This window comes from Hominiventricola aquisgranensis, assembly GCF_040096225.1.
GTDB classification, from domain to species: domain Bacteria; phylum Bacillota; class Clostridia; order Lachnospirales; family Lachnospiraceae; genus Hominiventricola; species Hominiventricola aquisgranensis.
Genome location: NZ_JBBMFC010000010.1, coordinates 29,103 through 43,030, shown reverse-complemented (window position 1 = coordinate 43,030; position 13,928 = coordinate 29,103). Strand labels below are relative to the sequence as shown.

The 13,928-nt window shown below is 50.4% G+C and carries 14 protein-coding genes and 2 pseudogenes; 2 read left to right on the top strand and 14 right to left on the bottom strand.

Features of this window, described 5'->3' with window-relative positions; translation table 11 throughout:
- Both WMO62_RS07115 and WMO62_RS07110 read right to left on the bottom strand, forming a co-directional pair.
- Positions 1-84 (bottom strand): annotated as a pseudogene (locus WMO62_RS07115) (Maff2 family mobile element protein); the annotation flags it as partial.
- Between the two features lie 99 nt (positions 85-183).
- The gene (locus tag WMO62_RS07110; RefSeq protein WP_002596236.1) at positions 184-1,800 is read right to left on the bottom strand and encodes a recombinase family protein; all 1,617 of its coding nucleotides are present in this window, start codon (positions 1,798-1,800) and stop codon (positions 184-186) included.
- Between the two features lie 225 nt (positions 1,801-2,025).
- On the opposite strand from WMO62_RS07110, the gene WMO62_RS07105 reads away from it, so the two are divergent.
- Positions 2,026-2,226 carry a hypothetical protein gene (locus tag WMO62_RS07105; RefSeq protein WP_002596235.1) on the top strand — a complete coding sequence of 67 codons (201 nt, stop codon included), beginning with the start codon at positions 2,026-2,028 and terminating at the stop codon, positions 2,224-2,226.
- Positions 2,227-2,290: 64 nt separating this feature from the next.
- On the opposite strand, the gene WMO62_RS07100 is transcribed toward WMO62_RS07105, so the two are convergent.
- From WMO62_RS07100 to WMO62_RS07070, 7 genes are all read right to left on the bottom strand, one after another.
- Positions 2,291-2,485: a transposon-encoded TnpW family protein gene (locus WMO62_RS07100; RefSeq protein WP_002596234.1), complete on the bottom strand. Its 195-nt coding sequence runs from the start codon at positions 2,483-2,485 to the stop codon at positions 2,291-2,293.
- 14 nt (positions 2,486-2,499) lie between these two features.
- Entirely contained in the window at positions 2,500-3,342 is an 843-nt protein-coding gene (locus tag WMO62_RS07095) for an ATP-binding protein (protein WP_002596233.1), read from the bottom strand.
- Entirely contained in the window at positions 3,339-4,073 is a 735-nt protein-coding gene (locus tag WMO62_RS07090) for a replication initiator protein A (RefSeq protein ID WP_087325174.1), read from the bottom strand. Before WMO62_RS07090 ends, WMO62_RS07095 begins: the two co-directional genes overlap by 4 nt.
- Positions 4,074-4,205: 132 nt before the next feature.
- Positions 4,206-4,592 carry a cysteine-rich VLP domain-containing protein gene (locus WMO62_RS07085; protein ID WP_002596231.1) on the bottom strand — a complete coding sequence of 129 codons (387 nt, stop codon included), beginning with the start codon at positions 4,590-4,592 and terminating at the stop codon, positions 4,206-4,208.
- A complete protein-coding gene (locus WMO62_RS07080) occupies positions 4,582-6,207 on the bottom strand; it encodes a relaxase/mobilization nuclease domain-containing protein (RefSeq protein ID WP_002596230.1) in 1,626 nt (541 codons plus the stop codon). Before WMO62_RS07080 ends, WMO62_RS07085 begins: the two co-directional genes overlap by 11 nt.
- Positions 6,179-6,577 (bottom strand): plasmid mobilization protein, encoded by a 399-nt coding sequence (locus WMO62_RS07075; RefSeq protein ID WP_002596229.1) that lies wholly within the window; start codon positions 6,575-6,577, stop codon positions 6,179-6,181. Before WMO62_RS07075 ends, WMO62_RS07080 begins: the two co-directional genes overlap by 29 nt.
- 497 nt (positions 6,578-7,074) lie before the next feature.
- On the bottom strand, positions 7,075-7,287 hold the full coding sequence (locus WMO62_RS07070) for a helix-turn-helix domain-containing protein (RefSeq protein ID WP_002586615.1): 213 nt from the start codon (positions 7,285-7,287) through the stop codon (positions 7,075-7,077).
- Between the two features lie 49 nt (positions 7,288-7,336).
- Between WMO62_RS07070 and WMO62_RS15895 the strand changes: the two genes are divergently transcribed.
- A complete protein-coding gene (locus tag WMO62_RS15895) occupies positions 7,337-7,831 on the top strand; it encodes a hypothetical protein (RefSeq protein WP_001135090.1) in 495 nt (164 codons plus the stop codon).
- 41 nt (positions 7,832-7,872) lie between these two features.
- Here the strand turns inward: WMO62_RS15895 and WMO62_RS07060 are convergent, their stop codons facing one another.
- The 5 genes and pseudogenes from WMO62_RS07060 to WMO62_RS07040 form a co-directional block, all read right to left on the bottom strand.
- Positions 7,873-8,640, bottom strand: coding sequence for a class I SAM-dependent methyltransferase (locus tag WMO62_RS07060; protein ID WP_000456787.1), 768 nt, complete (start codon positions 8,638-8,640; stop codon positions 7,873-7,875).
- A 50-nt stretch (positions 8,641-8,690) separates the two neighbouring features.
- Positions 8,691-10,610, bottom strand: a complete 1,920-nt coding sequence (gene tet(W), locus WMO62_RS07055; protein WP_033126273.1) for a tetracycline resistance ribosomal protection protein Tet(W) — start codon at positions 10,608-10,610, stop codon at positions 8,691-8,693.
- Positions 10,611-11,265: 655 nt separating this feature from the next.
- Positions 11,266-11,406 carry a Maff2 family mobile element protein gene (locus tag WMO62_RS07050; RefSeq protein ID WP_002596336.1) on the bottom strand — a complete coding sequence of 47 codons (141 nt, stop codon included), beginning with the start codon at positions 11,404-11,406 and terminating at the stop codon, positions 11,266-11,268.
- Positions 11,407-11,513: 107 nt separating this feature from the next.
- Positions 11,514-13,145, bottom strand: a pseudogene (locus WMO62_RS07045) (VirD4-like conjugal transfer protein, CD1115 family); the annotation flags it as partial.
- A 218-nt stretch (positions 13,146-13,363) separates the two neighbouring features.
- A complete protein-coding gene (locus WMO62_RS07040) occupies positions 13,364-13,840 on the bottom strand; it encodes a PcfB family protein (RefSeq protein WP_002596311.1) in 477 nt (158 codons plus the stop codon).
- Positions 13,841-13,928 lie beyond the last annotated feature (88 nt).

Here is a 13,928-nt window from a genome sequence, read left to right as displayed (position 1 = left end):
TTAGGAAAACAGGCTTGTAAGCTGCGGAATTACCGTCTGTGCCACAATTACAATACCGCCACCCGCCATGAGCTGCTTGACCCCTTGTGATTTTGCTTATGTGTGATAAAGAAGCAATAGAAGTGCAAAAAATTTTGCCGTTCCTATCCGACACTTGGCCATTGTGTCGGATAGGTCGGGCGGTTATTCGGGCAAGTCAATCTTGCCGACAAAGCTGTAATAAATCTCAATGTCCTGCCTGCGGGTGCCGTTCTCATCATAGCTGCACTCATGCACCACAATTTTCTCGATCATTTCCCGCAAGAGAGTGGGGGTCAGTTCTTCAAAGGCAAGGTGCTTGCGGACAATGCCCATAAATTTCTCGGCGTTGACGGTAGCTGCCTGTGACTTGTCCAGTTCGGCTTGCAGGGCGGCGGCTCTCTTTTTCAGCTCCGCTTGCTCGGCTTCGTAGTCAGCCGACAGTTCCATGAAACGCTCATCGCTGATTTTGCCGTTTACATTGTCCTCATACAGCCGCTTGATAATGCGGCTGATTTCAGAAATGCGTTCCTGCGCCTGTTCAAGCTGCTTGATGGCTGCGGCGGTCTTTCGCTTGCCGCCGATCTCGTTCTGCTGGACAAGTAGTTTCACAAACCGGCTCTCATGCTTGGCTGCGTATTCGGTCACTTGCCGGAGATTTGCCAGGACACCAGCGGTCAACAGATCGGTGCGGATAAAGTGCGCCGTACAGTTGCGGGTGCGCTTCTTGTAGCTGCCGCAGATGTAGCAGTCCTGTTTGCGGTCTTTGTTCTGATACCGCTGCTGATACAGCACATGGCCGCAGTCGGCGCAGAACAAAATCCCGGAGAACAGCCCCACTTCATCGTAGCGGTTCGGGCGTTTGCGCTGTTTGCGTAACTCCTGCACCCGTTCCCATGTTTCCTTGTCGATGATCGGCTCATGGTGGTTCTCGAAAATGGCCTGCTTCTCGACGGGGTTCTCTATGCTGTGCTTGACCTTATAAGAAGGCTTTTCCGTTTTGAAGTTCACCAGACATCCGGTGTACTCTCGGTTTTCGAGGATATGAACGACGGTGTTGGTCGCCCATTTGCACTCATAGCCTGGGTGATAACGGCGGGTGCTGCCTGTCCGCTGATATTCCAGCGTCCCCGGCGTGGGGATTTGCTGCTCCGTCAGCATACGGGCAATCTTGGTCGGGCCGTTCCCGGCAAGGCAAAGCTGGTAAATCTGCTGCACCACCGGGGCGGCTTCCTCGTCTATAATAAAATTCTCGTCCTCGTCCATCACATAGCCGTAAACCGGCTTGCTGGTAACAGGCTTGCCGCTCATGCCTTTTGACTTTTTCACTGCCTTGATTTTCTTGCTCGTATCTCTCACCAGCCATTCATTGAACAGATTTCGCAGCGGGGTAAAATCGTTGTCCATGCCCTCGCTGGCACTGTCCACATTATCGTTGACAGCGATAAAACGCACACCCTTTTGAGGGAACAGCATTTCCGTGTAAAACCCTACCTGCAAGTAGTTTCGCCCTAACCGGCTCATGTCCTTGACGATGACCGTACCCACTTTCCCGGCTTCAATGTCCGCAAGCATGGCTTGAAATCCGGGCCGCTGGAAGTTCGCGCCGGAAAAACCGTCGTCGGTGTACCAGCGCAGATTGGTAAAGCCGTTCTGTTTTGCGTAGGTTTCGAGTATCCTTTTTTGGTTCGATATGGAATTACTCTCGCCTTGCAATTCATCCTCGTGGGACAATCTCGGATAAAGGGCGGTAATGAGGTTTTGGGTGGCTTGTCTTAACATAAAATCCTCCGTTTCCGACAGCCAGCCCCACTATTCCGTGGTTTCATTGTACCACGGAACGGCGGGGGCTGTACAGCGGCAAAAGCGTTAAATTTGCTTCTTTACAGCTTTTCAATTTTCCGATTTTTATGGTATGGGTTGTCGTCCCATATTTGCAGTAGAAAAGTTCATAACTCCGTGGTATACTCTGATTTAACAAAAAAATCAGAAGTTAAAGGAGAAAACATGAAGTATACAATAGATGAATTAACCGCGGCCAAAAGGCAAATTGATTCAACTCTGCACAAGCTAAGAGAAACAGTAAAAACATTTGAATCAAAGGATAATTCCGAGCGTTATAAATCACAAATCACATTGGCAAAGAGAAGAATAAAAGCCTTTGAAATTGCAAATTATTTTATAGAGAATGAGATTAAGAATTGCTAAAGCACTTCCGATTTTCGTTCCAGCGGTCATGCTCCCTGGCATGGCCGCTTTTCCATGCCCCGGTTCACGCCGGATAAGTCGGCTCCTGTGTAGCAGCGGCTTCCGCTTCCAGTACCCGCGCCATTTTGTCGGCGGCTGTGGTTGTGGTGTCTTTCTTGAAATAGCCGGACACGACAAGGACGGAATTGCCCATGCGGATTTCCGTCACACAGTCAGGGCGGCGGGTGGTGCGGGTGTCGTGCTGCTTGTTATCTGCCATAGGCAATACTCCTTTCAGTCGGTAATCAGTTTCTTCATGCTCTCCATTTTCCGCTTGGCGGTTTCCTGCCGGAAGTTGTCGCCGGTAAAGCGTACCGGGACGCACATGGAAAGCAGGCGGTCATAAATCCGGGAATGGGCGGTGTCCTCCGGGTTGTGCAGGTCGTCCAGCGTAAGGTTGGTCGTGACGATCAGCGGCTTGCCGCTGCGGTAACGGCTGTCAATCACATTGAACACCTGTTCCAGCCCGTATTCCGTCCCGCGTTCCATGCCGAAGTCGTCAAGGATCAGCAGCGGATAACGACAAAGGCGGGAAATGTACTCGTTGCGCCCCTCAAAGCTGGCGGCAAGGTCATTGAGGATAAGAGCAAAGTTCGTCATGCGGACGGGGATTTCTTTCTCCATGAGGGCGTTTGCGATACAGCCTGCAAGGTAGCTTTTGCCGGTGCCTACGCCGCCCCAGAACAGGCAGCCGATATTGTCTGTCCGCATATCTTCCCAATGCTCCACATACCGGCGGGCAAGCCCGGTCTGCGGGTTCCTGCCGTTGTCGTTCTCGAAAGTCCAGTCCCGCATGGTGGGGTCGGTAAAGCCCCGGCGTTTCAGTTCTTCCACGGTGTCAAGGTGTCTGCGCCGCTTTTCGGCGGCTTCCCGTTCCTCGCGGGCGGTTCTCTGGCAGTCGCACTCTGCCGGGTGGCGGTCGCGCCCGAAGATAGCGGCCTTATCCGGCGCAAAATAGGCTTCTTTCGGCTTGCGGCACTTGCCGCAGTACAGTAAACCGTCCTCGCCGGTGTAGTCCTCCGGCTCCGGGATGGTGGTCGTCATATTCTCCAAAACCGCGTTGATTTCATTCTTCATAAACTCTCGCCCTCCTTGCATGAGTAGTCTGGTATGCCCTTTTTAGGGGCTTCCTTTTTGTCGTTCCCCGCCCATATCCGCAGGGCGGCGGCATAGTTCTGGTAGCTTTTCCCGTTGGCGGCAAGGTAGCGGCTCATTTCCTCGATGAACCGTTCCAGCCTGTCAGGGTACTCTGCCTGCAACTCGTCGTATTCGGTCTGTGACAGAAAAATATTTCCATATCGGCCATAGGGCGCGGACGGCCCCCCACTCACTCCCTTTGTTTGGCTCTCTGTAAGGTTGTTTATAGTAGTTTGGTTAGGGGACGGTTTTCCGACCATCATAAGGTCGGTTTTCTGACCATCAGTAGGACGGTTTTCCGGCTCTATGAGGGGCGGACTTCCGGCCATCAGTTGGTCTGAAAACTGTACCTGTGGCACTGGCGGTACTTTGACATAAAGCCGGTTCGGTGCGGAGAAGCCGCCCCGTTCCCGTTCCAACAGCCCCGCCGTGTCCAGTTCATTAAGCGCCCCCTTGATGGTGGTGCTGCCTTTATCCAGTATTTCTGCTATCTCCGCGATGGGATAGATAATATAAATCCTGCCCTCGTCGTCCAGCCACTTGTTTTTCTGGGAGAGGGTGGAACGGTCTAACAGCAGCGAATACAGCAGCTTGGCGGTCTGTGAAATCTCCATTTTCAGCAGGAAACGGGGATACGGCAGATAGGCGGGCAGCCGCGTGTCTGCCCTGATATAATCAGCGATAGGATCACCTCCCTGTGTTCGGGTTGATTTTGGCGTATTGTCACGCATTAAAACGCCGTTTCCGGGGGAAAAGGATAAATGTATCGCGTACCCTTTGACACCCACGAAAAAAGCCTTGATTTATGCGGGTTTGAAAGGCTCTAAAGCGTGACATCTCTGCCTTTGTTTCCGCTTTCTCTCGGCGGCTTTGATTTTCTTCATGCGCCCGGCGCAGTCGGGGCAGTATTTTCCCCGGTTGGATTTGGGGACAAAGGCCGCCCCGCAGACGGCACACCGTTTCCGGCTTCCCCGGCACAAGAGGGCTGCGGCCAGCTCCCCGTCAAGGGGCAGGACAGCCACACGGAACCAGTGGCACATGAGGGAAAAGGAAATGCTCTGGACGCACACGCAAGGCTCCCCGTCGTCCAATAGCAGGCAGTTCCCCTCATCGTAGTTACAGCACTCATGTACCAGCCGCCGCGCCCGCCGGTGCTGGCGGTAGTCCATGTGGGGCAGGTTATCGCTCATGGCTCTGCTCCTTTCTGCGGTGCGGCTCGTCCCGGCGCAAAATCTGGTCGATGTTCCGCTTGACGGTCTGCAACTCCTTGAACCGCTGTTTCTGTTCGTGATAGGTGTTATACAGGCCGTCTTTCTCGGAGATAAGCTGCTCGATCTCGGCCTGCAACGCTTTCCGGGCGGGCAGCTTGGTAATGCCATGCGCCTTGAAATACCGGGCTGCTGCGTCGGCTATGATAAAATCGCTCTCATGGGCCTGCCGGTATGCGGCGCGGGCTTTCTCGGATTTCTGTGCCCGCAGCCCGTCGCGGGCGGCCTTGGTCTGGGCGTAGGCCAACACCTGCCGCTGCAACTTCTTTTTCCCTTGCAGCTTCGTTTCCAGTGCTTTCAGTTCGCCGCTGGTCTGGCGCATTTTCTGATAGGCGGTGTCAACGGCGGCTTCTAACTGCTCCGGGGAAGTAAAGCCGTATTGCTGGTAGACGGACAGCGTTTTGGCGGCCTGCTTCAGATTGTGTATCTTCGCCCAGCGTTCATAGCCCCGGCCTTTGCCCTCGGCCATTTTCTGCTCAATGTCCACAAGCCGCTGCACTCCGTCCTGTTTCGGGGCGGCTATCTCGGCTCTGGCAACCTGCAAGCGGTCTTTTATGGTGCGTGGGGGATCGGGGGATCTGGCTGGCGCTTCGGCTGCTCTGGCGGCGTTTTGCTCTAAAACGGCAAAGACAGCGGCGCGGTCAAAATCGTCGCCCAGCTTCCGGGCGGTAATTGGCTTTGTCCTGTCCGGCGTGAGGTAGGAAAGCCGCCCCCGGCTCTCCTTGACGGTCACACCCTCCTGCAGCAACAGAGAGGAAAACTCGTCAAAGCTGGCGGCGGTGGCAAGGGCTTTCCGTAGGGTCTGCCGCAGCTTCTCCTTGTTCGTTTCAAACTTGGTCTGCCGGGGCGTGATACTATCGGCAATCATGGGGGCGTTCTGCTTGTCCAGCGCGGCCTGTCCCTTTTTCTGCGCCCAATACTCCCGGTCGGTGACGCGGTTCTTGCTGCCGTTCAAGAGGTCGATTTGATAAAGCCCCTCCCGGTGGCACATCTCCATGACTTCGGATTTGAAGTAGCGCAGGGCAGCGTCGGTACATCGGTGCTTGCAGCCGACTTTCGTATCGGCCGGCCTGTCCATGTAGGGCAGGAACGGCACTTCCTCAATCCGCAGGCTGTTTATGACGATATGCACATGAATGTTGCCGCTGTGGTTATGCCCGTCCGGGTGGGTGCAGACAAGGGCCTGGTGGCCGGGAAAATGCTCTTTACAGAATTGTTCCCCCAACGCCTGCGCCCGGTCTACGGTCAGGCCGTTGTCCGGCCCGTCCCGCGGGTCAAAGCTGATGATGTAGTGGTGGCTTTTCACATCTTCCCGCCGCTGGTTTTTCTGATAGCGGAGATTGGCCCGCATACACGCAACGGCAAAATCCTCCCCGTCGCAGTTCAGCGTGGACAGCCGGTAGTCCTCGCGGGGGATAAGCCTGCCGGTTTCATCAAGGACGGGCTTCATGGTAAACTCGTCATGCTCAAAGAGAAGATATTGCTCGGCGGCTCCGTAGTCGGCGTTTTTAGAGTTGATATGCTTGAGTGTTGCCAACCGCGTCACCTACTTTCTTGAGGACTTCATACTTGAGGACGGCAAGGTCGGATATGGCGGCGCGTACCTCGCCGGAAAGGGTGTTGTAGGGTACGCCGTATTCGTTCAGATACCGGGCAATCTGATTGAGGTTGCCGCCGATCCTGCCGTACTCGGCTGTCAGCTTCCCGACAGCGGAAAGCAACTCGTCATTGACCGACGACACATGGACAACCGGGCGTATGGTCGCCCGCCGTATCGCCTGCCGGAGAAATTCGGACTGGCTGATACCATAGGGCGCAAGCCGCGCTGTGAAGTCGGCATACTCATCTTCGGACAGCCGGGTTTTCACAACGCGGCTGCGGTGGGGCGTGTTGTATTTCTTTCGCATGGTGTGACCTCCTTTCTCGCCCGTAAGGGCGCATGAGCAGGGTTTGGGGAAGGCACTCCCCAACAAGTTTCCCGCGAGGGGCAAAACTGCAGAATTGCGGATTTTGGCACCGTGGTAGAAACTTGCTCTCCGTGACTGCAAACTTTCTCTCACTTCCGTCCGCCACTTTTTTGGAAAACTGCAACCACAAAAGTTTGTTTCTCTTTTTCTGCTACTACTAATCCTGTAAAGGGCATTCCTGCCCGCTTTCGCTAAAATGACACCGGACGCAGTGGTTTCTACCCGGTGTTGGAGAAATCCTTTCTCTTTGCCCTCTACTACGGGTAAATGCTCCAAATGCCAAACACCAGGGCAGAAAAATTCCCTCCTCGCTTACTACTACAACCGGCAGGGGGCAAAATGGCCGGGAGCGGAGCCGGACAACAAAAAAAGCAGTAAATCTTTTTCAAGACTTACTGCTTTCGCTGGCCGCGTCGGTGGCGGCTGGTATTCAGTTTTTATGACTTGTCCGGTGGTTCGTCAAGCCGGAACTTGAATTGACAGTCAATTAACCGCTGCTTTACATAGTCCTCCACCTCGGCGTTGACCTGCCCGTTCACTTTTGAGAAATAGCGGATATATCCGGCGTAGTGGAGCAGGACAGCGTTCACGGCTTCTGGGTCGCCCTCACGGGCTTTGAGGATTGTTTCATAGGGGAGAAGTCTACTCATACCGGCTCACCCCCATTTCTTCGCGTAGCCGCTGCAAGGCAAGCTGGATATGCCGCCCCGCTGTGCTGCGTGTCCGGCCAATATGTACGCCGATCACTCGCTGCGGCTGGCGCAGGAAATAGTAACGAAAAATTTCTTCCTGCGTCTGCTCCGGCAAAAGGGCAAGGGCGGCGGCAAGCTCCGCATGATACAGAACGGCGGTCTGGCCGCAGGCGGTAAAAAGATATTCTTCAAGCTACTCCGGCTCGGCAAGCTGGACAAACTTTTCACTCATCAGATAATCAAGGGAAACTTCCCGTTCCCACCTCCGGCGCAGCTTCAAGATTTTATCTATGGCTGCGTGACGAATGACTACCTTGCAAAAGGCATTGAATGTGTACTGGATATGCACCTTGTAGGCTTCATCTTCGGTCATGGAAATTCCCCCTCTCTGAATAATAGTGCGGGGCGGCAGTACTCCTTGCTGTCGCCCCTTGATTGCCTACCAGCAAAGACGGGCGGGGCTGTCAACGACGGCGCGAAGCGGCGTTCATTTTATCGTTGACTGGCTCGGCTGGGTTTGCTATTTACCCGACAAACTTGAATTTATTTTAAGCTATCACGTTTTACCTTCTTAAGCCTTACTATCATTACCATAGGAATTTCTTTGTTGGTTTTGAAACATTCTTCATAAAATCCATCAATGACAAATCCAGCTCTAAAACAAAGGTTAAAAATATCTTGTATGGAACGATGATAATAAATCTGCTCTTTCGGTTGCCCTTCAATCGCTATATCATAGTAACTGTGCGGTGTCATATATTTTTCAGTCAACGTGACAAAACAAGGGTGTTGCGTTGCAAAGACAAAAATTCCGCTTTCCTGCAACAGTTCATAAACAGCCATAAGAAGTGGTTCAATGTCCGTAATATCCATAATTGCCATATTAGAAACTGCTTTCGTAAAGGCTCGATTTCTTTTTAATTCTAATATACTTTTTCTATCGGTCGCATCCGCCACACAAAATTCAATTTGTTTTGCATATTGTGATTGCCGTCTTTTAGCCAATTCTATCATTTTTTTGCTGTAATCAAAAGCGACAACCGAAGCACCTCTTTGTGCAAGATACGAAGAATAATTTCCATTGCCACACGCAATATCCAAAATGTAATCCGCAGGATTAGGAGATAGAAGTTCCGTTACTTTGGGGCGCACTACCTCTCTGTGAAATTCATTAGATTCGTCACCCATTGCATTATCCCAAAATTGTGCGTTCTCCTCCCAGATTTTTTTACTTTCCTCTGTTCCCATGTTCTCTCCCACTCCCAAAATTTGCTTTTTTGCTTCCATTAAATCTTCCTTACTATATTCCATTGTTACCCTCCATAACTTCTGATTGTTGCCGTCTTGACGATTATGTATCTTTACATTACCTTCTGAAACATATGGCGCACCTTGTCCAGGCGGCTGTTTGGACGGCGGGGCTGGATGACCGGCTGACCGACAGCGGCCTGATATCCTTTCAGCTCTGTAAGGCATACGCTCCGCCCGTTGGTGTAAAAGGCCAGATCAGTACGGTATGCCTGTATACAGCGGGCGGGAATCTCGCCAGTAAAGACAACTTCATCCTTTTTTACCTGGGCCGTTTCGATGGTGGCACAGTATTTCGGTGCATCATGATAAGCCCTGGAAAGGTATTCCTGGGGCGCATAGAGGATGAAGGAGAGATAAGGTTCCAGCAGCTGCGTCCCTGATTCCTTCAATGCCTGTTCCAATACAATCGGGGCCAATGAGCGGAAGTCCGCCGGCGTGCTGACCGGACTGTAATAAAGCCCGTATTCAAAGCAAATCTTACAGTCCGTTACGTTCCAGCCGAACAAGCCCTGCTCCAGCCCGTAACGGATACCATCCCTGACAGCGTTTTGAAAACTCTGGTTCAAGTATCCCAGCGAAACCCGGCTCTCGTATTGTACACCGGAGCCAAGCGGGAGTGGTGTAACAGACAGTCCGATGGATGCCCAAAACGGGTTGGGCGGCACCTCGATATGGATGGTGTGGCTGGCTGCTTTGAGCGGCCGCTCCATATAAATGACGGTGGGTTCCTTTACCACTGTTTCAAGCTTGTATTTTTCCGACAGCAAAGCGGAAACAACCTCCAACTGCACCCGGCCCAAAAAAGAAAGAATGATCTCATGGGTGATGGAATCCACCTCGCAGCGCAAAAGCGGGTCAGTATCCGCAAGTTGCGTAAGAGCGTCCAGCAGCCGTTCTCTTTGCGCTGCCGTTTTCGGCGCAATCGACGTCCGCAGCATGGGGAGGGGGTCCTCACGCCACCTTTTACGAGGGAGCCGGGTTGGGTCCCCTAATACATCGTTTAACCTCACGCTGTCGCTGGGAAGGATAACAATTTCACCCGGATAAGCGGTGTCTGTCCGAACAATTTCCCCTTTGGATGGAATACGCATCTCTGTGATTTTCAGCTTTTCTCTCCCGGCCAGGGCCACCGTATCCCGCAGGCGCAGCGTTCCGCTGTATAGCCGTAGATAGACACGCCGCTGGCCGCAATCTGTATACTCCACCTTGAAAACGCTGCCGCATAGGGCGGCGCTCCCCTGTTCCCCAATCGGTTGGAACAGCCCTGTCACCGCATCCATCAACGGTTGAATGCCAAGGCCCTTTTTGGCGCTGCCATAATAGACCGGGAACAGGGAGGCGTCTTGAACCCGCCGCTGTTCCTCCCGCACAAGTTTTTCCCGGCTGATTGGTTCTCCTGCGATATACTTTTCCAATAATTTATCGTTATTTTCGATGACCGCATCCCATGCTTCTATGTCGGTATTTTCCTCCAGGACTATTTCCGGGGACAGCGACACCGTCTGCTTGATGATAATATCGGCGGAGAGCTTATCCCGAACAGACTGAACCACGCTCTGCAAATCAACGCCAGCCTGGTCGATCTTGTTGATAAAGATAACGGTGGGAATGTTCATTTTCCGCAGGGCATGGAACAGAATACGGGTCTGGGCCTGCACGCCATCTTTAGCGGAGATCACCAAGATGGCCCCATCTAAAACAGCCAAAGAGCGGTACACCTCCGCCAAAAAATCCATGTGGCCGGGCGTATCCACAATGTTGACTTTACATCTGTGCCACTGGAAGGAAGTGACTGCCGCTTGAATGGTAATCCCACGCTGCCGCTCCAAAAACATGGTGTCCGTCCTCGTTGTCCCTTTTTCGACGCTCCCCGGTTCTGAAATGGCTCCGCTGGCATATAGCAGGCTCTCCGTCAAGGTCGTCTTTCCAGCGTCTACATGGGCAAGAATTCCAATATTGATTATTTTCATGTGATTGTCCTCCCTTTACTGCCCCGAAGGGCATAAAAATCCCCAGCAGTAAAATACTTTTACCACTGGGGATGATAATTTGCGGACATACACATATACAGCATACACCTGTTTGTGAGTGCTGTTTTTGGGGATATGTCAAAATTGATAAGGCAAAAGTATTCTTAAATTGGGTACAAAAAACTAAGCCCCTACAAAAGGGACTATCATAATCCTTTGTTCCCACTATTTGATTATAGTTTTATTTAAGAATACCTTGCCGCATATTTTTTACTCCTTTTCTGGAATTGAATTATTATATCTTATTATATCACATCAGTTTTAGGAAAACAAGTATCTAAAAGAAATTTTTCTTCCCCTTATATGTAACAATCATACCGGCTTCCTAACGTTCAGAATGGTTTCTACTGTCTGCTGCGGTGTTTGGTTGGAATTGTCCAGCCAAAAGCCGATCCGTGGTGTTGTCTGCATTTTACTAAATACAAATTCAATGTATACAGAAAGAAATATATAAGGAGTGGGAGGGATTCCGCCGTAGTCGGCATTGTAGGAAAATCCAAAAGTTTAGATTTTCTCAAAATGCTTATCTTTTGGTCTTTGGTTCGGAATAGTGTAGTGCTGGCGGTCTATCTATTGTTTTCGGTTGCTTGCTTCTTTACCGTACATGAGCATTTGCCCCTGGGTTATCATTTCCGTATCCCTCAAGAAGATTGATAACGCCCCATACTGCCACGCCTGCTCCGATTGCGGTTACAACGGTCTTTAATCCTGTTACTGCTGATGTAAAAAATGCCATATTCAGTTACCTCGTTCTTTCCGAAAATTTATTTTTTGCAAAAAATAAGGAGCATTGCTTTCTATCCGCAAAACTCCTGTACCTCTGGACATCGTGTCCAAATGTTCCTATTCAGTTGTATCCGGGGAAATCTCCCCGCATTCAAAGGCTTCATCTACCTTTGTCTTTTCTGTGACCTTCAAGTGGTGCAGATGTTTCACATACTGTTCCATATCAAAGGCATTTTTCTTGTCATAATCGGACAGCTCTTTGTACCGCTTGTGCTTCGTTATATCGAATTTATCCGAGAAAAATGGTCTGACACCTCTAAGCTGCATAATACATTTCCCGCCATCCATGACAGCAATCTCATCTTGGCTCATCAGTTCCTTTCCGGTCTTTTGGTAATTCAGACCGTAGGACTGGCTCGTCCCCCTCGTATCCGAGGTGTTGTACAGGTCAATGGTTTCTTTCCCCAATACCTCTGCTAATTCCTTTAGGGTGGTCTTTTCCTTTCCTCCGAGAAACAGCGTAGTGTCGCAGTTGCCCTCTATGGTATCGGCATTGTCCCTGTAAATCGCTTTGAGCTGTGATTTTGACTGCAAAATAATAGAAGCTGATATTTCCCTGCTTCGGATCGTAGCAATCAGCTTCTCAAACTGTGGAATCTGCCCGATGTTCGCAAACTCATCAAGGAGCATACGCACATGAACCGGGAGCCTTCCGTTATAAACATCGTCTGCCTTGTCGCAAAGCAAATTAAAGAGCTGGGAATACATGATAGACACCACAAAGTTAAACGTAGCATCTGTATCAGAAATAATAACGAACAACGCTGTTTTTTCCTCTCCCAGCGTGTCAAGCTCCAGTTCATCATATTCCATCAGGTCACGCAGCTCTTTTATATCAAATGGTGCTAACCTCGCACCGCAGCTAATCAGAATCGACTTCGCTGTTTTTCCTGCCGCAAGCTTATATTTCTTATACTGCCTTACAGCAAAATGGTTCGGGTCTTTTTCCTCCAGCTCCTCAAAGAGCAGATCAACAGCATTTTTGAAGTTTTCATCGTCCTCTCTTGCTTCACTTGCATCAATCATATCAATCAGCATGGCAAAATTCTGTTCTTCCTCCGGTGCTTCGTACCAGATGTATGCAATCAATGCTGTATAATAGAGTTTTTCTGCTTTGACCCAAAAGTCCTCACCGGATTGCTGCCCCTCTCCTTTTGTGTTGACTATGATTGTGTTGACGAGTTTCAAAATGTCCTTTTCGCTCCGCAGATAAGCAAATGGATTATAATGCATGGATTTTGCAAAGTTTATGGTGTTGAGGACTTTAATCTTATACTTGCCCCGCTTCAGCATCTTCCCACATTCCACTAAGATTGTGCCTTTCGGGTCAGTGACGCAATAGGACGAGTGCATCTGCATCAGGTTCGGCTTCACGAAAAATCTTGTTTTACCGGAGCCGGAACCGCCAATCACAAGAATATTTTTATTTCTTGCATACTTCGGTTCTTTCGGTCTGCCGGACATCATCAGACGCTCCGTAGCGGTCAGAAGAATATTATTTTCAAATACAGAATCCATATATGGCTCTATATCTTTGGCATTCCCCCACCGTGCAGAACCGTATTCCACACCCTGCCGGAATTTCTTGGCATTCTTCGCCTTATAATAAACAATGAATTTTAAGGCAACGCCTCCGGCGATTCCAATCAGCAAATCACTCAGAAAAAAACTGGGGAACGGATTGGAAAACATCCTGTCCATTTGGCTCATTACTACCATCATCTTGTCAGACGCATTACTGCCCTCTGCCACTCTCCATAAAAATGCTGCCTTATTACAGAAGTACCCGGCAAGCACATAGGGAAGATTCAGCAGTATCAGCTTTTTAACATCTGCACTTTTTGCTTTTTCCTTCAGCTTTTTGGGGACAGCTTTTAAATCTTTGGTAATGCCTGCTATGATATTAGTCATAGGCTCTGCCCCCTGTCCTTATTCTTTTCCCGGCTCCGTTCTTTGTTCTGATCCTTTGATACCACATCCCGGAAATGCTTTAATTTCTGCCTTACAGAAGTCCTACTGTTCTTTTTCTCATTTCCATAAACAAATTCCTTAAATGCCTGTGCCACAGCATCGGCATCCCTGCCCTTGAAAAATACCAGATACTTCGGTGGCTCGGTGGTCTTATCCTTTTTCACAGCAAAATCAACATTGTATTTACGAGCTACCCGCTCAAAGGATTTGATATTGCCATCTGTGATTTCAATGGATGAAGCACCTGCACCCTCGCCCACCAGTTCCTTAACCGACACTTTCCCATGCGTTTTCTGTGCCTGTTTTCTGCAATGATTCAGATACATTCTCATGGCAGATTTCAGGATATTGGCATCCAGCTTTGCAGCCTTAATCACAAGGGCGATTGTTTTCTGCGTTACTTCTTCCTGCATCTGTACCTCCTTCTTTCCTTTTTACTGCTGTTCCTTCAGGGCGGAACAAGCAGCCGATGTAGTAAATATTTCATGTTCTCTCCTTTCC

Bases quoted from the DNA above. Each gene is read 5' to 3' on its own strand.
- WMO62_RS07085 (WP_002596231.1), bottom strand. From the start codon at position 4,592: ATGAGCGATAACCTGCCCCACATGGACTACCGCCAGCACCGGCGGGCG.
- WMO62_RS07075 (WP_002596229.1), bottom strand. From the start codon at position 6,577: ATGCGAAAGAAATACAACACGCCCCACCGCAGCCGCGTTGTGAAAACC.
- WMO62_RS07060 (WP_000456787.1), bottom strand. From the start codon at position 8,640: ATGGAATATAGTAAGGAAGATTTAATGGAAGCAAAAAAGCAAATTTTG.
- WMO62_RS15895 (WP_001135090.1), top strand. From the start codon at position 7,337: ATGCCGCCCCGCTGTGCTGCGTGTCCGGCCAATATGTACGCCGATCAC.
- WMO62_RS07070 (WP_002586615.1), bottom strand. From the start codon at position 7,287: ATGAGTAGACTTCTCCCCTATGAAACAATCCTCAAAGCCCGTGAGGGC.
- WMO62_RS07095 (WP_002596233.1), bottom strand. From the start codon at position 3,342: ATGAAGAATGAAATCAACGCGGTTTTGGAGAATATGACGACCACCATC.
- WMO62_RS07110 (WP_002596236.1), bottom strand. From the start codon at position 1,800: ATGTTAAGACAAGCCACCCAAAACCTCATTACCGCCCTTTATCCGAGA.
- WMO62_RS07100 (WP_002596234.1), bottom strand. From the start codon at position 2,485: ATGGCAGATAACAAGCAGCACGACACCCGCACCACCCGCCGCCCTGAC.
- WMO62_RS07040 (WP_002596311.1), bottom strand. From the start codon at position 13,840: ATGCAGGAAGAAGTAACGCAGAAAACAATCGCCCTTGTGATTAAGGCT.
- WMO62_RS07105 (WP_002596235.1), top strand. From the start codon at position 2,026: ATGAAGTATACAATAGATGAATTAACCGCGGCCAAAAGGCAAATTGAT.
- WMO62_RS07050 (WP_002596336.1), bottom strand. From the start codon at position 11,406: ATGGCATTTTTTACATCAGCAGTAACAGGATTAAAGACCGTTGTAACC.